This window comes from Sulfolobus islandicus Y.N.15.51 (assembly GCF_000022485.1).
GTDB classification, from domain to species: Archaea; Thermoproteota; Thermoprotei_A; order Sulfolobales; family Sulfolobaceae; genus Saccharolobus; species Saccharolobus islandicus.
Genome location: NC_012623.1, coordinates 1464551 through 1490682, shown reverse-complemented (window position 1 = coordinate 1490682; position 26132 = coordinate 1464551). Strand labels below are relative to the sequence as shown.

Annotated in this window: 27 protein-coding genes, 2 tRNA genes and 1 pseudogene; 12 read left to right on the top strand and 18 right to left on the bottom strand. The window is 35.1% G+C overall.

Translation table 11 applies throughout. The features are described from left to right. The first annotated feature begins 67 nt into the window (after nt 1-67). Nucleotides 68-153 (top strand) — tRNA-Ile (locus YN1551_RS08275). On the opposite strand, the gene YN1551_RS17975 is transcribed toward YN1551_RS08275, so the two are convergent. Next, nucleotides 135-2048 carry a hypothetical protein gene (locus YN1551_RS17975; RefSeq protein WP_012716094.1) on the bottom strand — a complete coding sequence of 638 codons (1914 nt, stop codon included), beginning with the start codon at nt 2046-2048 and terminating at the stop codon, nt 135-137. The two genes, YN1551_RS08275 and YN1551_RS17975, sit on opposite strands and share 19 nt — an antisense overlap. Nucleotides 2049-2147: 99 nt before the next feature. Here YN1551_RS17975 and YN1551_RS08270 point away from each other — a divergent pair, with 99 nt between their 5' ends. Continuing rightward, nucleotides 2148-4442, top strand: a complete 2295-nt coding sequence (locus YN1551_RS08270; protein ID WP_012717538.1) for an STT3 domain-containing protein — start codon at nt 2148-2150, stop codon at nt 4440-4442. Here the strand turns inward: YN1551_RS08270 and YN1551_RS08265 are convergent. From YN1551_RS08265 to YN1551_RS08230, 8 genes are read right to left on the bottom strand one after another with little or no spacing between them, the layout of a single operon-like run. Further along, nucleotides 4432-4602 carry an RNA-protein complex protein Nop10 gene (locus tag YN1551_RS08265; protein WP_012711191.1) on the bottom strand — a complete coding sequence of 57 codons (171 nt, stop codon included), beginning with the start codon at nt 4600-4602 and terminating at the stop codon, nt 4432-4434. The two genes, YN1551_RS08270 and YN1551_RS08265, sit on opposite strands and share 11 nt — an antisense overlap. Further along, entirely contained in the window at nt 4599-5399 is an 801-nt protein-coding gene (locus YN1551_RS08260; RefSeq protein WP_012716095.1) for a translation initiation factor IF-2 subunit alpha, read from the bottom strand. Before YN1551_RS08260 ends, YN1551_RS08265 begins: the two co-directional genes overlap by 4 nt. Before the next feature lie 2 nt (nt 5400-5401). Then, complete coding sequence (locus tag YN1551_RS08255) at nt 5402-5599, bottom strand: 30S ribosomal protein S27e (protein ID WP_012711193.1); 198 nt, start codon at nt 5597-5599, stop codon at nt 5402-5404. After that, on the bottom strand, nt 5599-5886 hold the full coding sequence (locus YN1551_RS08250) for a 50S ribosomal protein L44e (protein WP_009989178.1): 288 nt from the start codon (nt 5884-5886) through the stop codon (nt 5599-5601). Before YN1551_RS08250 ends, YN1551_RS08255 begins: the two co-directional genes overlap by 1 nt. Further along, a complete protein-coding gene (locus YN1551_RS08245; protein ID WP_012711194.1) occupies nt 5883-6338 on the bottom strand; it encodes a hypothetical protein in 456 nt (151 codons plus the stop codon). Before YN1551_RS08245 ends, YN1551_RS08250 begins: the two co-directional genes overlap by 4 nt. After that, nucleotides 6328-7320 (bottom strand): DNA primase small subunit PriS, encoded by a 993-nt coding sequence (gene priS, locus YN1551_RS08240; protein ID WP_012713609.1) that lies wholly within the window; start codon nt 7318-7320, stop codon nt 6328-6330. Before priS ends, YN1551_RS08245 begins: the two co-directional genes overlap by 11 nt. Next, entirely contained in the window at nt 7286-8023 is a 738-nt protein-coding gene (locus YN1551_RS08235; protein ID WP_012713610.1) for a DNA polymerase sliding clamp, read from the bottom strand. The genes priS and YN1551_RS08235 overlap by 35 nt, the downstream gene beginning before the upstream one ends. 34 nt (nt 8024-8057) lie before the next feature. Further along, nucleotides 8058-8825 (bottom strand): ATP/GTP-binding protein, encoded by a 768-nt coding sequence (locus YN1551_RS08230; protein WP_012711197.1) that lies wholly within the window; start codon nt 8823-8825, stop codon nt 8058-8060. Nucleotides 8826-8879: 54 nt separating this feature from the next. On the opposite strand from YN1551_RS08230, the gene prs reads away from it, so the two are divergent. From prs to rnz, 3 genes are read left to right on the top strand one after another with little or no spacing between them, the layout of a single operon-like run. Next, nucleotides 8880-9755 (top strand): ribose-phosphate diphosphokinase, encoded by an 876-nt coding sequence (gene prs / locus YN1551_RS08225; protein WP_012716097.1) that lies wholly within the window; start codon nt 8880-8882, stop codon nt 9753-9755. Next, nucleotides 9752-10690: a TRM11 family SAM-dependent methyltransferase gene (locus tag YN1551_RS08220; RefSeq protein WP_012713612.1), complete on the top strand. Its 939-nt coding sequence runs from the start codon at nt 9752-9754 to the stop codon at nt 10688-10690. The genes prs and YN1551_RS08220 overlap by 4 nt, the downstream gene beginning before the upstream one ends. Further along, nucleotides 10687-11562, top strand: a complete 876-nt coding sequence (rnz, locus tag YN1551_RS08215; protein ID WP_012716098.1) for a ribonuclease Z — start codon at nt 10687-10689, stop codon at nt 11560-11562. Before YN1551_RS08220 ends, rnz begins: the two co-directional genes overlap by 4 nt. On the opposite strand, the gene YN1551_RS08210 is transcribed toward rnz, so the two are convergent. Then, entirely contained in the window at nt 11563-12000 is a 438-nt protein-coding gene (locus tag YN1551_RS08210) for an RNA-binding domain-containing protein (protein WP_012713614.1), read from the bottom strand. Then, nucleotides 11993-12559 (bottom strand): nucleoside monophosphate kinase, encoded by a 567-nt coding sequence (locus YN1551_RS08205; protein WP_009989191.1) that lies wholly within the window; start codon nt 12557-12559, stop codon nt 11993-11995. The genes YN1551_RS08210 and YN1551_RS08205 overlap by 8 nt, the downstream gene beginning before the upstream one ends. A gap of 18 nt (nt 12560-12577) precedes the next feature. On the opposite strand from YN1551_RS08205, the gene thpR reads away from it, so the two are divergent. The 3 genes from thpR to YN1551_RS08190 are packed head-to-tail and all read left to right on the top strand — an operon-like array spanning nt 12578 to nt 14947. Then, nucleotides 12578-13162 (top strand): RNA 2',3'-cyclic phosphodiesterase, encoded by a 585-nt coding sequence (thpR, locus tag YN1551_RS08200; RefSeq protein WP_012717537.1) that lies wholly within the window; start codon nt 12578-12580, stop codon nt 13160-13162. Then, nucleotides 13122-14360 (top strand): CCA tRNA nucleotidyltransferase, encoded by a 1239-nt coding sequence (cca, locus tag YN1551_RS08195; RefSeq protein WP_012717536.1) that lies wholly within the window; start codon nt 13122-13124, stop codon nt 14358-14360. The genes thpR and cca overlap by 41 nt, the downstream gene beginning before the upstream one ends. Next, nucleotides 14348-14947, top strand: a complete 600-nt coding sequence (locus YN1551_RS08190) for a serine/threonine protein kinase (RefSeq protein WP_009989195.1) — start codon at nt 14348-14350, stop codon at nt 14945-14947. The genes cca and YN1551_RS08190 overlap by 13 nt, the downstream gene beginning before the upstream one ends. On the opposite strand, the gene YN1551_RS08185 is transcribed toward YN1551_RS08190, so the two are convergent. After that, nucleotides 14930-15115, bottom strand: coding sequence for a hypothetical protein (locus YN1551_RS08185; protein WP_012711205.1), 186 nt, complete (start codon nt 15113-15115; stop codon nt 14930-14932). The genes YN1551_RS08190 and YN1551_RS08185 overlap by 18 nt on opposite strands. A 208-nt stretch (nt 15116-15323) precedes the next feature. On the opposite strand from YN1551_RS08185, the gene YN1551_RS08180 reads away from it, so the two are divergent. Beyond that, nucleotides 15324-15420 (top strand) — tRNA-Pro (locus YN1551_RS08180). Here the strand turns inward: YN1551_RS08180 and YN1551_RS18095 are convergent. Continuing rightward, nucleotides 15402-15542, bottom strand: a complete 141-nt coding sequence (locus tag YN1551_RS18095; protein WP_012716102.1) for a putative integrase — start codon at nt 15540-15542, stop codon at nt 15402-15404. The genes YN1551_RS08180 and YN1551_RS18095 overlap by 19 nt on opposite strands. Before the next feature lie 473 nt (nt 15543-16015). Here YN1551_RS18095 and YN1551_RS17970 point away from each other — a divergent pair, with 473 nt between their 5' ends. From YN1551_RS17970 to YN1551_RS08165, 3 genes and pseudogenes are all read left to right on the top strand, one after another. Next, nucleotides 16016-16534: a hypothetical protein gene (locus YN1551_RS17970; RefSeq protein WP_048052311.1), complete on the top strand. Its 519-nt coding sequence runs from the start codon at nt 16016-16018 to the stop codon at nt 16532-16534. A 41-nt stretch (nt 16535-16575) separates the two neighbouring features. Further along, nucleotides 16576-17726, top strand: a pseudogene (locus YN1551_RS08170) (hypothetical protein). After that, nucleotides 17719-18333 (top strand): ATP-binding cassette domain-containing protein, encoded by a 615-nt coding sequence (locus tag YN1551_RS08165; protein WP_009989200.1) that lies wholly within the window; start codon nt 17719-17721, stop codon nt 18331-18333. Before YN1551_RS08170 ends, YN1551_RS08165 begins: the two are co-directional and overlap by 8 nt. Before the next feature lie 808 nt (nt 18334-19141). On the opposite strand, the gene YN1551_RS08160 is transcribed toward YN1551_RS08165, so the two are convergent. The 5 genes from YN1551_RS08160 to fdhF are packed head-to-tail and all read right to left on the bottom strand — an operon-like array spanning nt 19142 to nt 26112. Beyond that, complete coding sequence (locus YN1551_RS08160; RefSeq protein WP_009989202.1) at nt 19142-21319, bottom strand: fibronectin type III domain-containing protein; 2178 nt, start codon at nt 21317-21319, stop codon at nt 19142-19144. A gap of 23 nt (nt 21320-21342) precedes the next feature. Then, nucleotides 21343-22140 carry an ABC transporter permease gene (locus tag YN1551_RS08155; protein WP_009989205.1) on the bottom strand — a complete coding sequence of 266 codons (798 nt, stop codon included), beginning with the start codon at nt 22138-22140 and terminating at the stop codon, nt 21343-21345. Continuing rightward, nucleotides 22115-23323, bottom strand: a complete 1209-nt coding sequence (locus tag YN1551_RS08150) for an extracellular solute-binding protein (protein WP_012717533.1) — start codon at nt 23321-23323, stop codon at nt 22115-22117. The genes YN1551_RS08155 and YN1551_RS08150 overlap by 26 nt, the downstream gene beginning before the upstream one ends. 38 nt (nt 23324-23361) lie before the next feature. Further along, nucleotides 23362-24105, bottom strand: coding sequence for an SDR family NAD(P)-dependent oxidoreductase (locus tag YN1551_RS08145; protein ID WP_012717532.1), 744 nt, complete (start codon nt 24103-24105; stop codon nt 23362-23364). Between the two features lie 33 nt (nt 24106-24138). Next, nucleotides 24139-26112, bottom strand: a complete 1974-nt coding sequence (gene fdhF, locus YN1551_RS08140; RefSeq protein ID WP_012717531.1) for a formate dehydrogenase subunit alpha — start codon at nt 26110-26112, stop codon at nt 24139-24141. Nucleotides 26113-26132: the final 20 nt, after the last annotated feature.

Genomic DNA, 26132 nt, shown 5'->3' with positions numbered 1-26132 from the left:
ATACTAAAAGGAAGATAACAAATGCTAAGTAAGCTTTATATTATGAAATTTGAGATATAAATTAAGAGGGCCCGTAGCTTAGCTTGGTGGAGCGCCCGGCTGATAGGGTGCTCAGAAACCGGGAGGTCACGGGTTCAAATCCCGTCGGGCCCATTACTTATGTTTTCCATCACAATAAATTCAGTAGATGATGTAGGTATATATACAATATTGCTAAAATTATAATATTTATGTAAAACTAAAACGTCTCCCTCCTTAGGAACATACGAATAAACATTAAAATGATCCATATGGATTGAGCCATTACCTGGACTTGAATTTTCATACCACCATGAGGTTACCCTGAACGATTCAATATTAAAAAATAAATATGAGGCATTAGAGCTATTCAATATTATATAAGGTAAAATTGCTGTTTTATTATAGAAACTTGGAATGGAAAAACCAGTGAAAAGACCGTAAGTCCAAGGAATCCATTTACCTAGAAAATAGTATGAACCATTAAACGTAGTATACCATAAGCTCCAAGACACTATATATACCATTTGCATGAAAGCTTGATACTCACTACCCTCTTTGCTTAGCAACGCCATAGTGTAATTTTGAGCAGGATTAGAATAATTAATCTGCATAGAAATTTCAGAAGAAAGCAGTAGTAACTCCCAACTTAAGTACTTCTCGTATTTCTCGTCTGTAGTAAAGTTCTTCACTATTTCACTCAATAACTTATTAAGACCGTAATCGTAGCCTACTTGTTGCAAATACATATTAGCATAATTGTTCCCATATATTTCAGTAAATGCCTCGTGATTAAAAACCCAATCTGGTGGGGTTTCTATCATGTGATTTTGAATAAAAAAATTCAGTTTAAAGAGTTTCAAATTTCCATTATAGATAATATATATCTGCGGACAAATTATTATATATCCAGGTGACCAATATCTATCAACATAATAGCTTCCCACTTTAATACTATCATAAGTATATAAGCTAATATTGAAAGTTTTTGGAGAAATACTAGTTTCCTTCAAATCTAGAGTGAAATTAAAATATCTCTCTTCTGTTGCATATACCTTACTGCCGTTAAGTAAAATGAAGGTTATTGGGGATGAACCATTATAAACATTTACTTTTAAAGAAAGATAAACTAAATAATTATAAAAAATATAGCCATAAAACTCTGGATTAACTTTAGGTGGATAAGATGGAGTAAGGACATAAGAGTAATTGCCTATCTGATGCTTTACTGAATTTGCAGATAAATGAAGAATTAGGGGAATACTTAAGCTTTGATTATACACCACATAACCTGAAATAACGTTTGGAGAAACTCCCCAAGGTTTTACGGTTATTCGAGTACTAAGAGATCCATCATAGTAGTAGTGAGAGTTATTAACAACTATATACTTATTCAAATTAAATGTAGCAGTATAGTAATAGTAAGATTCGTTCTGAGATATATTTCCTCCAAAATGCCATTCAATATTAGTAAAGTTCCAACTAGCATAGCTCTGAATAGAAAATGAATCCGTAGTAATAAATGAGAAGCTAGTGTTAACTTTATCACTTGGAGGGTAAGAGGTATAAAAGGGAGAAGCATATACATCTGAAATGTTTAGGTAGATTTCTGTGACATTAGGTTGTTCTGATATATTATCATAATAGTAGGGATTTAGAAAGTATACGGAATAATTTTTTGTTATAGTATAATTAGAAAAGAAACCTGCTAAATTTGCTACCCTCCAATAAGCTTCTGGAGTTACCTGACTGGCATTAAGCTTTAAAATATCGATAATCTGTCCTAGAATTGGCTTTCCAGATATGTTATAAATGAAAAGGGGTTGCAAGTTGCCAGAAGTTAATGATGAGTAATTAGTGCTCACTGGAAAACTTTCGGCATATTTTATAGGATTAAAATCGTAGATAGGCCCAGGTAAGAAGGAAGGATAGAACGTGGAAAACATAAACGGCATATAGAGAAAGGAGTAGATAACAAGAACGTTAATTACTATAATCCCTAAAAATGCAAATGCGCTGCTCCTTATCATATGAAGTTAGAGCTTTATTTTTAAAATGATTCTCTGTAAACTAAAACTGTATGCTTGGAATAAGTTTAATAAATGTATAATACTTAATACACTACAGCCATGCAGTCAGTTAAGGGACTAAGAAGAGATTTACGGAAGACATCATTCATAGATTTACCCCTAATAGTAGGTCTTTCATTAGTTTCGATATTAATTAGAAGCCTAAGTGCTAATTGGCCTTTAGCAGTTAACGAATTCGATCCTTGGTATCTTTTCTATAATGCATTATTGATAGCTCAAGTTCATGGAAATTGGTACGCAGTACCTCCAGACGTATTAGGTTGGTTACCATGGGGATACTTCATTGAATTGGGGAATACTATAGGTTTGCCCTTCTTAGTAGCATTAGCCTCTTTGCCCTTCTATGGAACTTACGGAGCAAACGCAGTATATACGGTGGCAATATTTTCTGATATTTTGTTAGCTGGACTAGGAGTTGTAGCATCATATCTTTCGATAGAGTCCATAACTAATAGCAGATTAGCTGGTTATATGGCAGCTGCAATAATCGCAGTTTCTCCTGCGTTAACATATAAGAACTTGTTAGGTGGTCTTCCTAAGACATCCTGGGGTGCAGTGTTTATCCTATTTGCAATTTTCCTCTTTAATCAAGGCTTAAAGAAGAAGAACATCTGGTATGGTGTACCCGCAGGTTTTGTGTTATTTTTAGCCGAGATCTCTTGGGGAGGTTATACATATATTGACTTAAGTTTGCTCGTAGCAGCGTTCTTACTAATTTTACTGAATAGAAATGATGAGACTACTGCAAACTTGTACACAATAATGGTAGTTGTAACTTCATTTCTAACTTCATTAGCCCCAAATAATATAGGTTTCATGTCTGGGTTAGCACACGGCCTATCATTACTCTTAATTTCAGCAGTTCTTTATTTAGACTTATATCTAACTAAAACGCTACCTAAAGAAATCGTAGATTCAAGAAATCTAATAGTAATTGCAGTACTAATTTTCATATTCACCATAGGATTATCTGGGTTATCAATACTAAGACCTACATCAGCGCCAATACCATCAAGGTATTACGCTATAATAAACCCGTTTTATCAAGTTACAATACCGATAGATAAGACAGTAGCAGAGTATATTCCCCAGCCGATAACTGCAATGATACAAGATTTCGGAATAGCACTATTTTTGTCAGTCATAGGGATGTATTACTTGATAAGAAAAGGAAACCTAGTAGGTTTATGGTTATTGGTATTGGGAGTTGCTAGCATATTTGGCACATCACAACAGCCCTACCTATTTAACTATACAGCCTATATGGTAGCTGCCTTAGGAGGTTTAGGAGTTTATTACATTGCAGATAACCTACTAAAGGGAGTGAAAAATGGAAACAGCAGCAAAATTTTAGTAGGCTTTTTCTTAGCTATTGTAGGAATATCCTTAGTAGCAGATGCTGGATTGGCAACACTAGCGAGCAATGAACCTCCGGCAATAACCAATGCTGCTACAAGCTTCTTAACAACTAACTACTCTTGGGTATCTGCAGCAAATTGGATAAGAACCCATTCACCACAACACGCGTTTGTATTATCCTGGTGGGATTATGGGTATTGGCTGGAGGTCCTGACAAATAGGAGCGTTATAGATGAAAATAATACGCTTAATGGTACACAAATTAAACTAATGGCAGAAATGTTCTTGAACAATGAAACTTTCGCAGCGAATGTCCTAGAAAAATATTTCCACCTGTATCCTTATGGTAGTCCAAACTATACTATACCAGTTTATATAGTGGCATATGATGCTGTTACGCTAGTATATTCTGGTAATCAAGCCCAATGGTACGTAGGATACCCACCTAGTTTACCTAATGCGTTCTTTGGATATACAACAAGTTTAGGAGATATTGGAAAGGCTATGGGAGCAATGACAACAATAGCTGGATATCCTCTAGAAGAATACATAAACCTAACCGAATTAAATAATACAATAACACAAATAATTAATACCTATGCAACTACTAATCCAACTATTGCCCAAGCATTAGCTTCACAAGTTTCACAAGCTGAACCATTTGCATGGACCCCTAAAGCATATAACTCACTTATAGTCCAAATGTTCATTGAGAGTCTGTATCAAATAGGATACGGACAACCAATAGCTCCATTCACAACACAAATAATTCCTAGCAGTTCTGGATATATTATAACGGGATCTCCATTACCACGTGTTCAACTAATGTATTTCCAACCTGCATATATAGCACTATTCCCGGTAGGAAATGGAGGTGCTGGAGGAGTTCCATACACTACTTACATAATGGTCATGGTATACCAGTTTACACAGCCCGGTGTTATACTAAAACCTACAGTAGTAATTAACAGTTAAGCTTTACTCCTTTTTTTAATTCAATCCTATATTTTACGTATTTATCTTCTGGAGAAAATCTAGATGGATGAGGAATCATAGTCTTAGAGCCGCATACAGGACAAATATCTTTAAAAGTATAGGTGTTATCTTTGGGACATTTCTTCATTTTCCACTTCATTTCTTGACCACGCTTATATCTACGTTTTCCTCTTTTCCTATCTTAATTAAATTAGATATAATCTGGTTTAGTGCCTCTGAGGCGTCTTTTGGATTAGTTCCTACTACATCAACTCTATACCTAGGGGCACCAATAGTATATATCTTAACATTTAATATACTCTCGTAGTCTTGTTCTATATTTTCTAAGGCTTTAGACATTACCTCTTTAATTTTTTGAACTCCTAAGGGCTCACTAGTCTTGACTGTTATAAGTCCAGACATTTTCACTTTCTTTTCTTCTGTATGCTTTGCTGCTTCTTCCAGTAATGGTTTAATCCAGATTTCCGGAACTCCTGCATCAATTAGTATTTTTTCTCCCTCTTTAACGGCCCTCTCAATTGCTGAAATAGGGTCACCATACTTAGCCTCTAATTTCCACGCTACTTGCTCCCACGCATCTTTCTCACTTAATTTTAGTTGTTGAGATACCAGTTCCAAAATTTTATCTAATCTTTGAATTTTCTTCCATTGCAGATTCTTCTTTCTTCTCTCGTCATCAGTAACCTTCTTTAATGATACATCTACAGTACCTTTTCTCCTATCAACCCTAATTACCTTTACTACAACTTTCCTATTTTCCTTTAAAACATCTCTTATGTTCTTAACCCACTTACTACTTACTTCACTCCAAGGTAAAAAGGCTTGTAAACCACCATATTCATCTAAGGTAACGTAACTACCATAATCAAAAACTTGTTTTACAGTTGCGATTAAAATTTCCCCTTCTGAGGGGAGTCTGCTTCTACTGTAAATCATCTTTAACCCATTATTCTAACTACTTCTCCAACTATTTTTGCTTTACCACCAACAGAGTAGACCAACTCAGTCCCACAACTTAAACATCTAACTGGAAATGTAGAGTGACTAAATATTGTTTGCTCGTTACCACAATTTGGACACTTTATTCGAAGGAATCTGCTTTTTGGTTCTGGTATTAGGATTCTTAATTTCTTCATTACTTAGCCACCTCTACTAATTCTAACTTCTTTACTCTAATTCCCTCTTTTACTATAGTATAACCACACTTAGAACACTTCAATACTAATGTTTGTTTCTTTGTAACTTTTGCAAATCTCTTCTGTTCTGGTTTTCTTTTACTTCCATATCCAATATTCTTTCTCTCATATCTTCTCTGTCCTTCTGCTAGATTCCTTCTCTTACCGCTCTTATATAGTGACACAGAATGATCTGTATGAGTCTTACACTTTGGACAATATGTACTAATGACCTTAGGGACTTTCATAACTGTTCTTCAATATCTATTTTATAGGGAGTTAAATAACTTGCTATTATTAATGGTACGGCTTCTCTCATAGGTAAAACTAAAACATCTCCTTCATCAACCTTATGGTTATTATAAATTAGTGGTTTCTGCACTATGCAATAGATCTTGTCATTATAAATTATATATCTGCCAATTAACAACTCAACATAAAATTGCTTTAATGACTTAAAAATATTAAAAATAAATTCATCAAATCCCTTGCTAACCTTTCCCTCTAGGATCTTCGACAATCTAAGCTCAAATAACGATTCAGCCAGTTCTGAAAGAAGTTTCAATTCCCCCTTTCTGATTTCGGCACTAGCGAAAGTTTTAGACTTTTTAATAAGAGTCATGTATTTGATTATCTCCTCTAGCTTAATTTCAGTAATTTCTTCCTCTGATAACTCCTTTCTGACCAATTCATCTAACATAAGCTTTTACCTCCCCCAAATTCTTCAAATGTAGGTAAATCCCAATACTAGATTCAATCTTAATTGGTACTCCCCTATTTAACTTAATATTCCTGCTTAAAACTTCAGTTTCTATACTAATATAGGGCAAAAATATTGTATAGCCCGTAAAGGGAGACAAAGCCTCGTTAAACTCAAAATCATCTAAATTAGTTACCTCTTTTACAATCAATCCGGATTTTCCATGTAATGAATTTGGGATCCTAATTAGCCTCTTAACGTCAATGGTAACTTGCCCATCGATAGTAACCCCATTTATACCGCGATTTTTTCTCCCCACCCATCCTGGAGCGCTTTCACTCCCACCAGGATAGCTTGGAACGCCTACACCCATAACGTATTCAGCAATTTCCTTTCTTTCATCAGAATCTAAAAGTGCACAATCGCCATAGCAGTCAACTTGCACGTGAAAACCTCTATTTCCAGAAAAGTAAACCTTAGGTTTTAATCCGAAATCATCCTCAAGAATCTCAACCAAATTTCTAGCCTCTTCTAAACCCCTTTTTATACACTCACTTGTCATCTCAACATACTCTAAAGTCTCCACGTTATCTCTCTCACATTTCTCAGAAGTAATGGCATTACCACAAACGGGGCAAAACCTAATCGATCTTAGTTTACATATGTGATCGGCATCTATATCAAACAACAAATCTGACCCCATCCAAGCCTTCTCTTCCATGTCTCTAGCACTTGGTAATTGATATCTTGCAGAGGAGTAAAATAGATGAAGTGGCAAATTTCTGTTAACTAGGTAGTCCCTTAATTCCTCACTGGAAGAGAAGGAGAGATGCCTTATGTACGTGTCTGAGCCAAAAGGTTGGAGGGCAAACTCCCTTAATTCCATGTCATTTGGCAATCCCAATTCCGCGTTTAAATAATAGTTCCTAAAAAAACTCTTAATTAAATTACTCTGCCCTTGGTGCAATGTAAAAGTCCCCATATCCTTCTTGCGGTAATTTAAATCTAAGTTTCAAAGGTATTTGAGAACCGAAATATAATTCCATTGAATCGGAAGCTCTTCTCATTTTAGTGGTCTTCACAACGTATTCCATTCCATAACTACTATTGACATCTGCACCCGAAGCTTCTAATAACGTCCCACTATCCGTTGACAACTCTACTCTTGAGGTGGCGAGGTCCCCAAAAACTTCAAAATAAAGTTTATTCTCCCTGGAATATATATTCAAAACTTCACCTAAATCAGATAATTCATCAATTATGTCCGCAAAAGTTACAGTAAGTAGTTGTGCCTTAAATGGAAACTCTAAATTAACTGAAGGTGGCTGTGTAGTTTCAACTTGAATTAATGGAAGTTCAAAAGATCTAATGAATTCTCCATCAAAAGTAAGTGTTAACCTGGATTCGTTCGAAGAGAGTATTAATGTATCGTCCTTTAACACGCGTTTTAGCACATCATTTACGTCTTCTAACTTAAAACCTATTATTTCCTTATCTTGATTAACTTCAAATCCCTCAAAGTAACTTGACGGTAAAAATACGTCTAGAAAAACTACTCTTGAAGGGTCAATCCCACTGACTCGCATACCCTCTTTAGTTACAATAAAGTTAGCTTCACTCAGAAAATCTCCCACAGTCCTCAAAATATAAGAGAATGAAACAGCATCAATTACCTTAGCTTTCATCAGTTATTTAATTACTCTATAGGACTAATAAAGCTTATAACTTTGGATTGGGCTCTTCTGTCAAATAATCCTCCCCACCAGCTATTACCCTTTGAATTTCGGCATATAGTTCGTCAAAACCCTTACCCTCTTCTGATGATACGGGAATTAAGTTAGAAGACAAGCTTTCTATCAATAAATTAACTAACTCAAGGGAATATTCGTCCACCCTACCTAACTCATCAATCAAATTCTCAGTATTTTCCCCCCATGCTAATATCTGTTCTAACTCCTTTTTTGTAAGAAGATCTACCTTATTAAGAACGTTTATAATGGGTAAGTCAAGCCTAAATTTTATGGAACTTGAAAGTAGGAGTAAGGATACAAAGCTTCTAGCTTCCTTAGCAAGAAAAGAATCTAGAAGAAATAGCCCTAATGCCTTATTACTTCCCCTAATTAACTGAGAAATTAACTTACCAGTCTCCCTATACGCGAATAACTCTATTTGTCCCGGAGTATCAACTAATACGTAATTAGCCTCAATTTGGTCGATTTCTGACTTAATCTCTGCTGCCCTAGTTAAAATTAAATCAATAGATGCTATTAAACTAGAATTAGGCCCTAAATGATAGTTTTGCATTACCTCATACGCATCAACGTAATCCCTAACATCGAAGTCGGGAGTATATGGTAACTGTTCGACTGCTGGATCCAAGTTTATTATTGCAGTATCCATCTCTTGATCAAGTAAATAATCTTGTAAATTTTTTGTCAGAGTCGTCTTCCCCGATCCTGCAGTTCCAAGTATAAAAACATAGTACATATCTCTTTTCACTCAGCTTTTAATCTTAAAAACTTCCCCTTAAAGATAATAATAATGATAATAATAGGTGGAACAGCCACAAATGGAATAGATGAAAGTTTATCAAAAATATTATCCATACCTTTAGTAAAAGTGGAAAGTAAGATATTCCCAGATGGGGAATCCTACATAAGAGTACCCTCTTCAATTAGAAATGAAGAAGTATTATTGGTACAAACAACAGACTATCCCCAGGATAAACATCTAATAGAATTATTCCTAATTGCAGAAACCATCAGAGATCTAGGAGCTAAAAAGCTAACTGCCGTAGTCCCATACTTAGCGTATAGTAGACAAGATAGAAGATTCAAAGATGGAGAAGCAGTTAGTATAAAGACGATATTACATATACTCGGTGAAATAGGAGTTAACGGTTTATTGGTAGTAGAGCCACATAAACCAGAAGAACTGTCATACTTTAAAGGAGAACTTAAAATAGTCCATCCTTATCACCAAATTTCGAGAAAAATAAAGGAAATCGTTGAAGACCCATTCATATTGGCACCAGATAGAGGAGCATTAGATAGAGCCAGAAAAATCGCCGAAGAAATTAGTGTTCCATACTCTTATATCGAAAAGGAAAGGGATAGGACAACGGGCGAAGTTAGAATAAAAGAGGCACCAAACATAAACCTAAAAGGGAAAGATGTGGTTCTCATAGATGATATAATTAGTACTGGTGGTACCATAGTACAAGCTACACGTTTAGCCTATTCCTTAGGTGCTAGAAGCGTTACAGCTGTAGCAGTCCACCTATTACTAGTGGGAGATGCAAAAGAGAGGCTAAGAGAGGCGGGGGTGAAGACGTTGATAGGAACCAACACCATTAATATAAAGGACAAAGATATAATAACCATAGACGTTTCACAATCAATAGCACTAAGCTTATGAAAACCTACGCTGTATTAAAAGGGAACAATTATTTTTTGTCATTAGCTGAATTGAAAGCTATGCTTAATGACGATAATGCTGAGATTAACTACTTCACTGGAGTAGCAATATTTGAAGGAAATAAGGGAGATATAGCTAAAAGGTCAGCCAGAATAAAAAGAAGTGGCGAACTTATATACATCTCAGACGATCCGAAAAAAATTAATGAGATATTAAGAGGAGGATGTTTCTGGATAAAGGAAGACGTGATAATGGGCTCTCAAAAGAATAATTTAAACGCAATAAATCACGAGATAAAACGAGGAGTAAAAGTGTCGAAAGAATGTGAGAAAATTGACATAATATTAACTGACGGGGTGATTATATTGGGAAAAATAAAGGGGCAAATTGACTCTAAAAGTCTCCTTGAACATGAGAAGAAACCGTTTTCTCAATCGGGTACAATGAGTCCCGAGACTTCAAGATTACTTGTAAACCTCTGTAGACCTAAAAAGGAAGTACTAGACCCTTTCGTCGGTACTGGGTCAATATTGATTGAAGCTAGATGGCTAAACTACGACTGTATTGGAAGTGACTTAGATAAAACAATGCTACAAAAAACTAAGACAAACCTAAATTATTTCCATTATGATTGTAATTTATTATTTTCCTCCGCAACCAATTTACCATTTCACCATATAACTTCAATAGCAACAGATCCCCCATATGGTAGATCAACTAAAAATAAAGGTGCAGAGTTAATGCAACTCTATGAGGAATTCTTTTCCTCAGCGTCCGAAACATTAACAAAAGGCGGATTTCTAGCCTTCGCAACAGACTCAAGATTCAATTTTATAGACAAATTAAAGGAAAATAGTTTTATTATAAAAGGATTACATTACTTATATTCACATAAGAGTTTAACAAGGGCAATTTACGTGGTGCAGAAAAAGTGATTCAAATATTCTTTTTAGGGACAGGTGCAGGTTCCCCTTCTAAAAAGAGGAAATTACCAGCATTCTTGGTAAGAAGAGAAGGCTTAAACATTTTATTGGATTGTGGAGAAGGAACACAATATACATTGATGAATAATAAATTAGGAATAAATTCAATAAAAATTATAGGAATAACCCACATGCATGGAGATCATGTATTTGGATTACTAGGAGTAATTGCAAGCATGGGTCTCCTAGATAGAAAGGAGACACTATATATTCTCGGCCCGAGAGACCTTAAGGATTTCCTCTACACGTCCTTTGAATACTCTAAATTTAATCCTTCATTCAAAATTGAATTTATAGATAATTACAATGATCAGAATATTACAATAGCTACATTTAAAACATGCCATACCGTAGAGTCTCAAGGGTATTTAATTTCAGAAAGGGATAGAGTGAAAATAGACGAAGAAAAACTAGAAAAGGAAAAAATAAAGGACTGGAGGGTAATGAGAAAACTAAAAGAAGGAAAAACAGTGGAATATAATGGAAAGTTCTTAAAGCCAGAGGATTATTTAGTGATAAAGAGGGGATTAAAAGTAGCCTATACTGGTGATACTATACCTTGCCAATCAGTAATAGAGTCCGTTAAAGGTGTTGATCTCTTAATTCACGATTCAACATTCTTAAATGAGCCTTCAGCTTTCACGTATGGTCATTCAAATGTTGCAGATGCCGCTAAAGTCGCTTTAGAAGCCTCGGTGAAGCTATTGGCCTTAACTCACATAAGTCCCAGATATGAGGATGTAACTGAACACTTAAAAGTGGCTAGGAGAATTTTCCCTAAATCAATTTTACCAGATGACTTATCTTACATAACTCTTAAGTAGTCAAACATCTGGTGGAATAGGATTATCCCAAAGAGGTACACCATGAGCCGTCCTTGGAGCTAACCAGTCGACTACTTCTTTTGGATTTTGATATTCTATATAAAATTTAATTGCGCCTAATGGAGATTCCTTATCACTATCAACAAAACTTAGAACCCCAACTGCTGCAGCTTGTTTATGTATCATAAAAGCTATTGTGTTACCCTCTATTCCCTTCATCAAGTATTTCCTAGCAGAATCCAAAATTCGTTCATTCCTTAACACTCTATGAAATTTTAGTAAGCTTTTAAGTGTTCTAGCTTCTAAAACTAAAATATCAATAATTCCTTCCTTCCTTGTATTAGTTTTCTCAAAATCAAAGAAGTTTGAAATTGCTGAAAGAACCTTATTTACGTCCTCTGAAGGTCTAACCTCTGCGACTACCATAACTTTAACCATTTTTTAACACTCTATCTGTCACTTCTTCACAGCGTCTCTTAAATTCCTCGTAGTTTGAATCATTAGTTATAATATAATCTGCCATAGCTATTACTTCTCCGATACCCAATTTCAATTCCTCCCTATCCCTTCTTATCAACTCAGAAATCTCCTTAGAGTCATCACTCCTTAACCTCTCAATCATCCTCTTATATCTTATCTTAGGCGGAGAGTGAACTGCCACAATGTAAACGCTGTCACCTAAAAGCCTTTTAAACTCCTCAACTTCTGCCAAACTCCTCACGCCATCAAACACTACTAGATCATGGTTACTAGTTCCCAATTCCTCAACACAAAGTCTTGCAACCACACCGTCTCCATAAATTTCCCTTAACCTCTTTGCAAAATCCATTAACCTCTCTCCAGGTTTAGCCTCAATGGAGTATCTCTTCCTTACTACATCACTCATCACTATAACCTTTGCTCCCCTTTCCTTCAACAGCTTTGCAAATTCACTTTTTCCAGATCCTGGCATTCCAGTAATTAGAATGACTTTAATTGTGACCACCAAATAACTCATTATAGAGGTTTAAAAATTATGAGGCTCTTTATAGGCATAGAAGTACCGCAATCCCCAAAACTGCTTGAAATATTCGAGATAGTAAAAAATGCAGGAGCCGACATAAAATTGGTCGAACCATATAACATTCACATTACACTATTATTCCTAGGCGAAGTTAGAGAGGATAGAGTAGAAGAAGTGAAAGATTCAATGAGTGGGTTAAAATTCAATAAATTTAAAGTTACACTAAAAGGTTTAGGGGCATTTCCAAATTTAACAAGACCAAGAGTAGTTTGGGTTGGAATCGTTGAGGGCCAACAACAGCTTAGACAGATTAGATCTTATATACTTAACGAGCTATTAAAGCGAAAAATTAGACCAGAAGACGATAAGGATTTCTCACCACATTTAACAATAGGCAGGGTAAAAAGCTACAACTCCATTAGCAACCTCATAAATACGATTAACGAGAATATGAACGTGGATATTGGAACCTTTGAAGTTAATAATGCTGTTCTCTTTAAAAGCACGTTAACTCCAAAAGGTCCAATATATGATAAACTATTTGAAGTGAGTTCAATTGATAGAGGAGGAAGTACTGAAGATAATAAAACCCACTGAAGAAGACAAAAAAGGAATAGAAAAAGTATTGGAAATCATTAGGGAAAGGTTAAATAAATTAGATTTCGAGGTCGAGGGATCATTTAGGAAAGGAACTTGGCTAAGACAAGATACAGATATAGACGTCTTCGTATTTTATCCTAAAGATGTTGGAAAAGAATATCTAGAAAGAAACGCTCTAAACGATATTATTAACAGAATAAAAGATCTCGATTATACTTTAGCATACGCTGAACATCCGTATGTGATAGTCAATATAAATAACGTAGAAGTAGATATAGTCCCAGCCTTGAGAGTGGAAAGCGGAGATAAGGCAATAACTGCAGTTGATAGAACACCATTCCATACGAAATACGTTACTTCCCACTTGGACGAAAGAGGAAAAGATGAGGTTAGATTACTTAAAAGGTTCATGAAAGGAATAGGCGTTTACGGGGCTGAATTGAAAGTACAAGGATTCTCTGGATATGCAACAGAACTCTTAATTATATATTATGGAAATTTTAGAAAAGTTCTAGAAGAGGCCTCAAAATGGAAGCATCCAATAAAAATAGAATTAACGAAACCAATGAAAATTTTTTCTGAGCCATTAATTATCCCAGACCCAGTAGACCCTAAAAGAAATGTAACCGCCGCAGTGTCATTAAAAAATATAGCGACATTTTCCATTGCCGCAAAATATTATCTAAAAAACCCCTCTATAGAGTTCTTCTTTCCATCAAAAAAAGTAGAGGAAAAAGTTAAGGGAGACGTGCTAATTTTAAGGTTAAATTTGGACGAGAAGAGTTCAGAGGATATCGTATGGGGTCAAATAAAGAGAAGTGTAAACAAAATAGAGAGAGCACTAAAACAATATGGTTTTAGAGTAATCGATGTACAAGCATGGGGAGATACCAATAATATCACTATTGCAGTACAACTGGAAAGTAAGAACATTGGACAGTATTATCTAAATATTGGACCACAATACTACTCAGAAACTATAGAAGATTTTATTCAGAAAAATGATAATATATGGGTTGGAGAAGATGGAAGATTATACTCTATAAAAGAGAGAAAGGAATACGATGCAGAGACAATAGCCAAAAAGAATATAGTTCTAAAGGTGAAGTACAATATCGAGAGTTATTGGCTACAAAACAAGGAAGATCAACAAATAATGAAATTCTTGAGGAAAACTCCAACTTGGTTAAAATAAGCTGTTTTATCTACCCTACTTATTCTAAAGAAGTTGAAGAAGAGCTAAGAAAGGCGGGATTTGATTACGCGTACTCATTTGGTCAAAAGAACTTAGGGAGTTTAAAAGTATTAGGGAAAGGAAAAACTGGAATAGTAGTATTAGTTGAACCATACAAAGTCCTAAAAATAAGGAGAACAGATGCTCCTAAGGAAACCTTAGAAATTGAAGCAAAATTACAAATCAAAGCCGGAGAGGAAGTAGCACCAAGGGTTTACGATTACGGTAAGAATTTTATTTTAATGGAGTATATACATGGGAGAAATTTAATGAAAAATGAGAGAAGAGAAACAATAATTGATTTACTAGAAAGAGCTAGAATTCTTGAAGAGAAACTCATAGAGCATAAAGAATTGAGTAGACCATGGAAAAACGTAATAGTCTCGTATAACAGAACGTATATTATAGATTACGATTCTGCGACAATAAAAGAGAAACCCAGAAATGTCACAAAACTACTTTCAAACTATCTAAATAGGCGTGACTTGGGGGTCAAGTATTCTAAATCTGAAATAACTTTTGACCAGCTCTTATCTCAGTTGTTCTAAAACCATAACTTTTGTTGCCTTCTTTTTAAGATTTATCTTTATATCGTTTAAAGTCGGGATACCTAACTCATGTCCACATCTAGGGCATCTGCCTCCGAATATTGATTTAATCTCTGAGGGAGTCCTCACACCATAGAAATCTTGTCCAACCTTTTCAAACTTATGCAATATTGTTCCACAATTCCTGCAAACGTATTTTATCGGAATTGATGACCACCTATTAACAACTATTTACACCATTTAATATAGCACAAACTACTGTGATACTCGTTATACAAACGTATTAAATAGGGAGAGAGAGTAGACCGAAAGTAAAAGTATTATGTGAGTATTAGAAACGAGTTAATTTTTAAACCCTCCCTCTATCTTTATTAAAGGGGCCGTAGTCTAGCTTGGACTAGGATGCCAGCCTGGGGATACTACCCTAACCACCAGAACGCTGGTGGTCCCGGGTTCAAATCCCGGCGGCCCCATTGTGGGGGGTACCCCCCACACCCCCAATTCCATTACTTTCTTTCAACTTCAGATACGATTCAACAACGTCAGCTAAAGGACCAACGTAACGCTCCTTTACCTCACCGTTTATCGTTTCCAACTTATAGACATAATACCGCCCTTTTCTCTCACGTAAAATATAGTCGCCATATTTATAGCGCGTCTTATCTTTCGTCAGTTTTATGCCCCGTATTATGGTTGCTAAAACGGGCTTATAAGCATTGGGAACCCGTTAATTTTTGCAGTCAAAACGCGTTAAGTTGAAAGAAGACAGTAAAGATTCATAGTGCCGTTATTAACCTTTAAATTCAAGGAACAGCGTTTTTCCCAAGAATAGGGGAATGGAGTACTTGATTATGTCCTAAATACTCGTAATAGGAAAAATAAATAGGTTAACGACAACATCAAGGAATAAAAATTACCTATAATATCTATATATCCAAAACTAGATTTATAAGGATAGATTTCTAACTTTAAACCTATCTTACTAAGTATTATGAGAGTAAAAAAAGTTATAAATTATGGTTTAATATAGTGATATAAAATGGGGAAAAGTTAGTTCTAAAAGCTGTAATATTATTAGCTATAACAGTACCTATAATCTCTATAATCACATTAGCTTTTGAGAATAACCCTTATTTCGCATGGTCTAGTGGAAGTGTTGCTATAGGCTCTACGGCATATGGTGCGGAAAGTATAGAAGTTTGCCCAGATAATGTAGGGCCGATACCTGTACCTACAAATGCTGTAAACTTCGCTGTTGTTACTAACTACAGTATTAACGGAGTAGTTATGCCTAAACTCCAAATAACTGGAGAAATAGGTGGTATTCCGCCAGTTAATGTGGTAGCTGCTAACTGGGGTAATGTTAAAGTATGGGCTGCAGCTTATTATTCAATATGGTTTATTACATCACCTGAAACTATCGGATACTACATAGCGCAACCCATTCCATCTAATACAAACCTGATAGGACAAGTGGATTATGGAGCAGCAGGAGCAATAAATCTTAATATAACACCATGGTGGGCTCGTTCAGTATCAGTAGGTTCAGGGTATTCATATTCCTATCAGACATTATCCATAACTTAAATCTTTTTTCTCAATCTGATTAAATATATTAGGTGCTAAATATGCTTAAATCTATTTTTAAACAATTCTTAACAAGAAATAGTATAAGAGATTTAGTAATATTTTTATTAATTCTTTTATTATTTCTTCCAATCTTGCACCTTTTCTTTTTTGCCTTATTTAGTTCCCTAACCATATATCAAGTTAGAGCAACGAGTTATAGCAATCTATATGTGGTAAGTATAGCCGGTAATAACAATACTTTAGTAATAAATCAGTTAGAAAGGCTCTTCGGTAATAATTCTTTAGCACCTTTTGATAAATAAATTAACTTTATATTTAAGTCCACCAACTATAGAGTAATAATTCTTTAGCACCTTTTGGATATATTTATATAGGGGCTAGACTTGGTGGAGCTATAGTTGAGGCTATTGCAATAAATAATTTAAGTTTGGCTAAGAAAATATTTCCTATTTCCTCTATGATCGCAATAGGTAGATATCCAGAATATGGAGTATATTTGGTAGCTGGTAAAATGAATCAGCTTAATCTTCAGCTAGGTGAGAACGTTAGTGTATATATGGGAAAAAATATCATAAGTTTAAGAGTTATTGGAATATTATATAACGCGTTCTTTTCCGCAGAAGGATTTGCTATCTTACCTTTAACTAATATAAACTACACTATAAACTCATTAGATAATGTTATAATTCTTAAAGATAATTATACTGCTTTAAATGAATTCAAAGCTTTCTTATCTAATACAAAATACGAAGGTTTACCGCTTTCAGACTGGTATTCTATAACTCGATTTGGTTCCTCGTTTACATTTTCGTATTTTCAGCTTAACTCATTAAGGACTACCTCAGAAATAGTCGAAACCATTTACATTCTGATCTCATTACTCCTTATATTTAGAATTAGAAGTAGATTTTCAAACGTTCTGGCACTATTCATAATTAATGGAGTTGACGAGAAGAGAAGTTTTAAGCTGCTAATATTACCGTTTCTGGTAATAGGTATAATTCCATTAATAGTATATATAGCTTATTATTATTTATACGATGTCTACTGGTATCCATTATCGGTCGTCTATCCATTCATAGCTGGACTAATTGGATTATTAGTATCTTCTATTTTGATTGAGTACTATACGGTGTTTTCTGCTTACAGTAATCAGCACAAATTCCTAAAGGTGAGGAGTATTGAGTGAGATAGTTAAAGTAGATGTTTTTAAGAAATTTAAAAATTTTGAGCTAAAAGTAAATTTCAGTGTAAATGAAGGAGAGAAAGTTTTAATTCAAGGTCCAAATGGTTCTGGTAAGACTACTTTACTATATCTAATTTATGGCGTGTTAAATCCAGATTCTGGATACGTAAGGGTATTTAATAAGAATCCAACTGTAGAGCTAAGAAAAAGTGAAATGTACATGCTAGAGGAGTATTTAATATTTCTAGAAAATGCTAGTTTAAAGGAAAACTTAGAGTTCATAACGTCATTAAGGGATTTTAATATAAATAAAACAGAGGAGCTAATTAATAAATTCGATCTACCTCTTTATAAGAAATCTTACCAACTAAGTTCTGGTCAGAGAAGGTTATTTAAATTAGCTTTAGCCTTCTCTGCCGAGGCCAAATTACTACTACTTGACGAGCCTACATCTAATTTAGATATAGAAAATTCTAAAGCGGTCAAGGATATGATAAGGGAGTATAGCGGTACAATAATTTTTGCTTCTCATGATCTTCTGCTCAAAGAATCATGTGATAAGACAATATATTTAAGAACAGGAAAAATAGAGCGAATTGAGATTAAATAATTTATAAAGTGCAGTTTTTATTATTTATTTTTCCTTTAATAAAAATACGCGAATTTGGTATATTTATTACATTATAGTATATATAATCGCCTTAATTTAAATACTTACTACAAAATTAAACATCTAGAGAGAAATAATTTATTCTTACCCAGTTAGGTTTCCCATTACCTTCAAGTAGCTAAAATTTTTCTATATCTAATGATTTGTTAAATCATTCAATTTTCTAAGATACCAAGCTCGTTAAGTTTTTTAAATTCAAAATCAAACTTTGATTTAAAAGTAAGTCACGCTAGCTTTGATAAAATTATATTCTGTCAAACAGAATTAAACGTTAGCGTGTTACTTTAGTTAGCAGATACTTAACATATTGTAGTTATTAAAAAATCTATTATAGAGGTAATAAGGTTTGTTTGGTTGCGGTTTTCATAGTATCGTAATTTTGGGTATAATTCTTTTAATTAAGGAAAATCTCTATAGGGAGTGGAATCTAAAGAGGAGGATTTTTGCGTGCTTTATTTAGATAAATGCTTTTGTAGATTGCTTTAATCCAATCAAAATTTTTACTGATATTATCCACGAATTCCGTTCTGATCATCTTGGATGACGTCTTGTGATGAGGCTTATTTACCGCCATAACATATTCTTAGCATCTCTTCGCTTATTTTCCTTTTATTTATCTAAAATTCAAAGAAAGCCTTTGCGTTACACTTGTAAGGTATTGCCGTAAGATGACAACTAATTTACGATGTTATAAAGATTCTTCTATAACGCTGGTGATCCCGGGTTCAAACCTTGTTAACCCTATTATTTACCAATCAAATCCATTGCTCCTATTTCTCGTAATAATAGCAATACTCAACAAAATCATTACAGCCAGTAATATGATAACAATACTTTGACCTAAACTTAAATTATTGCCATTACCTGATACTGCCGAAGCGATCTTACTGACAATAGTAACATTAACAACCTTCATCTTAACCACAGTGACGTAATCACCGGTATAGTGAATTACAGCAATGCCAGGAGATGAAGAGCCAGCTGGATTCACACCGATAACCTTTACTAAATAAGTACCATTACTAATATTAGTCACAATGCTATTACTTGGTCCCTCATAAACCAGACTATTATTAACGTAAACGAGATATGTGATTACATTCGCTTCATTATTCCAACTAATGTACAGATTATTTCCAAATCCGATAAGCGAGACTTGCGGAGAGGCTGGTGGTAAATAGTAAACTACTTGATAAACGTATTTAGAAACCCCAGCTGAGTTTGAAGCTATTATTACTAGCGTATAATTACCTTGAGGTACTCTAAACAAATAGCTACTATTACCCTTTATAGCTGCAATCTGAGAAATTAAGTTACCATTAGGATTATACAGTTCCAAAGTTATATTAGCTGGGAAAGAAGTAGTCCAATTGACTAAAATTCCATTTCCCAGTTTAGTTATAAATGCAAAAACACTAGCCTTGGTAATTGGAACAACGGTAAGTACTAGGGGAGAGCTATTACCAAGCTTATTTACAGCGTAAATGAAAACGTTATAAGTCACGTTTGGTGTCAGATTACTTATTGTCAAACTAGTACTATTAACGAAATGTGAGCTAACCATCGAATTCTCGTTCTTAACAATAACGTAATAACCTAGTAAAAGATAGCCTCCAGAAAAAGTTGGAGGCAACCAATTCAATGTAACATTATCATTACCGTACTTCACAGAAACGAGTTGTGGAGGGTTAGGAACTGAAGCTGGAGTTAACGCGATTATACTTGAGGGAGAAGAATAGCCAATTGAATTATAAGCTAAAACCTCAAAGTAGTATGTTATACCATCTTTCAAACCAGTTACAGTGTAACTAGTAACGTTACCTACATTAATTGAGCTGTTGAATCCCATGTTATTCCAATATATTATCTCATAACCACTAGATAGTCTAACTGGATTCCAGCCTAAGGTAACGGATTCATTTCCTGCAGAATAAGAGGTTATCTTAGGGGGAAGAGGTGGGAAGTTAAACGTGATTAGCTGTAAAGCAGAGACATCACTTAATGAACTACCAATGCCTCCAGCAAGATACAACATATTTCCTACTTGTACATAACCAGCAGAATATACTGGGACGGGAAGATATCCAACTCTTTGCAAATTACCATTATAGTAGGCAAGGATTGCGTTATTAACCCCACCAGAACCTGCAGTATAAATATAACCACCCACAATAAACAAAACACCCCTATAATAGGCTAAGGCACTATCGTGAATCCAGTAGGGAAGAACGCCATTAAGAATAGTCCAATTATTGTTTTGTGGACTATAAATCAATATGTCATTGGTATAGGCACTATATCCAATGTAACCGCTAACTATTATCAAGGAAGTCCCATTAAATACATACCCACCTCCATATGTAGGAACTGGCATGTAACCTATTATCCTCCAACTATCGTTATTGGGGTAGAATAATCTAATTGCATTAGAAGGTGGAAAATAAAGGCCAGCTGGGCTAGTGGTGTTCTCTCCACCAATAACGTAAATCGCATTATTATAAACAAATATGTAAGGTGAGTATGCTGGGAGTGGCATTTCACTTACGACAACCCAAGAATTACCATTAAGTTTAAGAACGTAAGGATTTATCCCAGTGCTATTATAACCACCCATAACATAAATTGTGTTATTATAGACGATTGCTGAAGGTGAAACTAAACTAAAAGGCAAACTAGGCCCGATATTCCATGTGCCATTGGAGTATATCCAAACTTGGTTTGAATGTGAATCCCCACCTATGATATATAAGCTACCTTGATAGTATACTACTGCGACATGAGAATTTGCGTAAGGCAATGATGCTAAATAACTTGCATTCACGGAAAATGACGGTGAAGAGGCATGAAGAGATATTCCTTGTAATAATAATAGAGAAAATAGAAATAATATTAATGGCGCCCATTTTTTCATATTACCATACTTCATTACTTAATAATTTAAAAGGATTTTCATGTCTTATACAAGAAATGGTTAACTATCCTACTTGTAACTATTAGTATGAGGGAGAAAAGGAGAAGCGTAGCTGAGGCACTTATTGAAGCGCTAAAATACGTTTCGTATTCATTATAAATATATACTGAAGCCACATACGCGTTGTTAAACAACCAGCCAGTAACATAAGGTGCAACTATTACCACAGATCCAAATTCACTTATAGCTCTAGCAATAGAAGTTAGCCCAGCAGATATTATCCCCCTAATTGAAAGAGGGAAAACTACGGAAGTAAATACTTTGAACTCGGAAGCACCTAAACTCATGGCATATATTTCATAAGACCTTGGAAGAGACTCGAAGAAATTCTGCATCGAACGAATATAGATAGGACTAGAAACAATAATCAAAGCCAACAATAAGCCAGTATAAGTGTAGTAAAAAATAATACCATGAGAGTAAAGTAAAGCACCTAGAGGATTAGTGGGACTATCAATGAAAATTAAAGCAATGCCAACTAGGGGATGCGGTATAGATGCTGGCACATCGACTAAAGTCTCAATAATTGGATTCCTATGTCTTGATAAATAATATGCCAAGGGAGTAAAGATAAGAACAGTTATTACAATGGAAAGGGCTGAAGCAAAAAACGATAAACCTATTGAGGAAAGTAAAGAGCTACTGAACGCGACTGATTTAACAAAAAACGGACCATAGCCGTAAAATAGCAAATAGAGAGTTGGTAAAGCTAAAAGGAGAGATAGAAAAAAGGATATGGCTTGTAGGGTATTAAACTTCAGAGAAATTACCCGCATACTTCAACTCACCAGATTTTAACAAGTTCAATATAGGCTGCGGAATATTACTAGTTTCATTATACAATAAAGCTGGTTGTATTGGAATTACATTAAATCTGGTAAGTTGAGATTCATGACCCAGTACGAAGCCAATAAACTGATATGCAGTTTGTATATTCGAAGCGTTTAATGGAATGGTAATGTATAAGTAAACTGGATTTCCATGAATTGTTAATGTTTGGCCATTTACACTTATATTATAAGCAAATTGACTGTACCATGTCGTCTCGTTCGGATAATAACCAAAACTTAACCAAGGAGGTAGTTTTAGATATTCCAATCCTTGAGATACAGCATAGGAAACATAAGAGAATGTGAAGTCTAAAGTACCCGCCTTTAAGGGCGCTACATAGTTAGCTGTACTAGGGGCTACTTTGACATTTGGATTCGCTTTAACGAGATGCACAAAGTAGCTTATATTATGATTAGCATATAAATAACTTGCCATTTGAAGTATCAAATACGCATATAATCCCTCTGGGTCAGTGTTAGGATTAGCAATTCCCAGACTGAACTTGGTGGTCAATAAGTAGAAGAAATTATACCAATACTTAGTATTGTTGGTCTCCATAGCCATGGTGTAATTGGAGTATAGTTGGGACCAATAAGGAGATTTGGTAGTGTAGTTAGAGTAAACTATTGTCATCTGATCTGATAGAAAAGCTATAGCCCAACCGGGATTCCTACTGCCAGTTAACTCAACAGCTTGAATATAGGCAACTGGAATGAAAACGTTTGCTGGAACTGGAGTCTGGGAAGCTATTTGTGAAGCTAATGCGAAGGAGCCACTACCTACAACATGAACTGGAATTTCAGTAGCGTTCTGAAATTGGTCAGCTAGGTAGTTGAGAATTGCAAGATAAGCACCCGCTACGAAGACTGTAATACCTTGAGATGAAGTAATATTAGTAGTAGATGAAGATATGCTAGTACTAGATAGGGAAGAACTAGTTGTAGTAGATGAAGATGAAGTAGTTACAGAATTAGAAGGATGATTAATTAAATAATATCCTACAACCCCAGCTATCACTGCGATTATAACAACAATTATTATCACGATAGCTTTAACCCTAGTTAACCCTTTATTTAACGACATATGTATAGCCAGTAATATTTCCGGTAATAAATTTTTCTCTAACAAAATAACCTTAACATTTTATAATTTTTCTCCCGTATGTGTTAGCTAAAATAATTACTTACTATAGTATAAGTGAAACTCTGGAAAAGGTTAGCAAGCTTAAGGAAATAGGGGTCCAATTTCAACCTTGAAGGTACATAAATCTCCCTCTTACCAGTCCTTATTGCTTTTAGAACGGCTTTAGCTACAGCCTCTGGCTCAACGCTATAATTAGTAAAAGGATCGCCATTATTCTTTTTAAATGAAGGATGAGAGGTAAAATTAGTCCTGACAGGGCCAGGGTAAACACCACTTACCCTAACATTATATTTCCTCATTTCAGCCCACAAACCATTAGTTAAACTGGCTAAACCAGCCTTAGTTGCCGAGTAAACTAAAAGCTTGGGTGTAGATACGTAAGCAGCTTCCGAAACGATGTTAACAACACTTCCCTTCCTCCTAGAAACCATATGTGGAAGCACGGCCTTCATGAAGTATAGTGGGGCTAGAAGATTAGTCCTAATCATGTACTCCTCCTCGTTTAAATCAGTCTCTAAAAAAGATCCATAAACTCCAAAACCTGCATTATTAACCAAGACGTCAATCTTGCCAAACTTCTCCAGTACCTCATTTACAATCCTAAATACAGTGCTCCTATCACTGACATCAGCATCATAAATTACATCACCAATATCCGATTTACTCCTAGAAATCGAAACAACAGTATAATTATTCTCCTTAAGTAACTTAACAACAGCTCTCCCTATACCTTTTGATGCTCCGGTTACAATAGCAACTTCAGACATATATAGAGAAACACCTTCCTTTTTAAAAATAATTTATCCCAATTTTTCAATCTTGACAAAGGTTATCTTATATCTTGGAGTCTTAGAAATATCATCTAAATCGTCACAGACAACGTTGTTTACATAGTAATCATGCATATAAGCAAACGTATGACCAACCTTAACCTCGTTAGTTAGCTTGGCTTTCATCACAGCCATGCCGCATTTAGAAACAACCTTAACCATATCCCCGTCTTTGATATTCAGCTTTGTAGCATCCTCTGGGTTTATCAACAAATCAGAACTGAAATTCCTATATCCTGGGACTCTCTTGATCAACTCATCAGAATTATACCTAGTCACAACTCTACCAGTAATTAAAATGTAACTATCACCAGATATTTCGTTATACCTAACTAATCCAAACTTAGCCTTACCGCTAGGAGTCATAAACCTATCCTTGTACAGACTAGACTCGTGATCAGGATACCTGGAGTCTACAGAGTAATCCATCAATTCATCAAGGGTCAAATTAGAGTACAACTTTGCAACCTCCTTTATCTCTTTAAACACCAATTTAGAATCGTCATGAAAACCAGTAAAACCTAACTTCTCAGCAATCCTCTTAATTATCCACAACTCACTCCTAACCTCCCCAGGAGGATCAACAACCTTAAACCTCCACTTAACAGTACGATCTAAATTAGTAACTGAACCCTCCTTTTCAGCCCATAAAGGAGTAGGCAAAACGTAATGTGCATATTTAGCAGTCTCAGTCATAAACGGATCCATTACTACTAACAATTCCAACGACTTCAAGAACTTAATAACCTTGTATCTATTTGGCAAACTAAAAGCTGGATTGTAATTCATTAGAAAAAGTGCCTTAACATTACTATCCCTTAGAAAAGCCTCAGTTATGCTCAAACCCTTCTTGATTGGAGGAACAAAACCCCAAATCTTACTCAACTCCTTAGCGTTTTCCTCATTCATTGGACCATTTGGGAAAACATCTGGCTTTATTAAATCACCAGAACCTTGAACATTTGTTTGACCCCTATAAACTAATAGTCCCCCACCATTAATACCAACATTCCCAGTAAGCAATGCTAGGTTAATGTAAGCCTTTACGGCATTAACGCCACTTGACTGAGTTAAACCCAAACCCCATGAGAGTATTGTAGGCTTATTTGCAATAATCCTAGCGAACTCAATAATCTTATCCTTACTAACACTAGTAATCCTCTCGGCTTCCTCAATAGTATAAGACTTTACAATCTCCCTAAACTCATCAAAGTTCTCAACACGTTCCTTAACGAACTTACTATCATATAATCCGTTACTTATCAAATAATTCGCAACAGCGTTATATAGATAAATATCAGTACCACTACTAATCTGTAAAAACAAATCAGCAATCCTAGCAGTACCAGTCATCCTAGGATCAATAACTACAATTTTCACACCCTTTCTCTTAGCCTCAACTAAATATTGAGACAAAACGGGATGGCTATCAGTAACAGATTCTCCAGAAATTACAATATTTCTAGCATTCAAAATTTCAGAAACGGTAACAGAAGAAGCTCCAATACCGACTAACTCCTTTAAAGCCATTGCAGAGGGCTCATGACAAACCCTAGCACACGAGTCAACATTATTAGTACCCAAAGCTCTAGCCAACTTCATGAACGAATATCCTTCCTCCAACGTATTCTGACAACCCCCGTAAAAGGCAATAGCCTCTGAGCCATACTTACTCCTAATTTCCTTTAACTTGCTATCAATATCGCTAATTGCTTCATCCCAAGTAGTCCTAACGAAAGTGTCCTTAACTCTCTTTAAAGGATAAGTTAAACGGTCCCAGGCGTAAATTACTTCTGAAGCAACAGCGCCCTTACCGCAAACGTGTCCTCTGCTAACAATGTGCTCTTGTGATGGAGATACCCTAAATATAAAGTTATTCTCTACATAAAAATCTAGACCACAACCTACACCACAGAAAGGGCATATGGTTTTCCTAACTTCCATACAATAGTATACTGATCTAG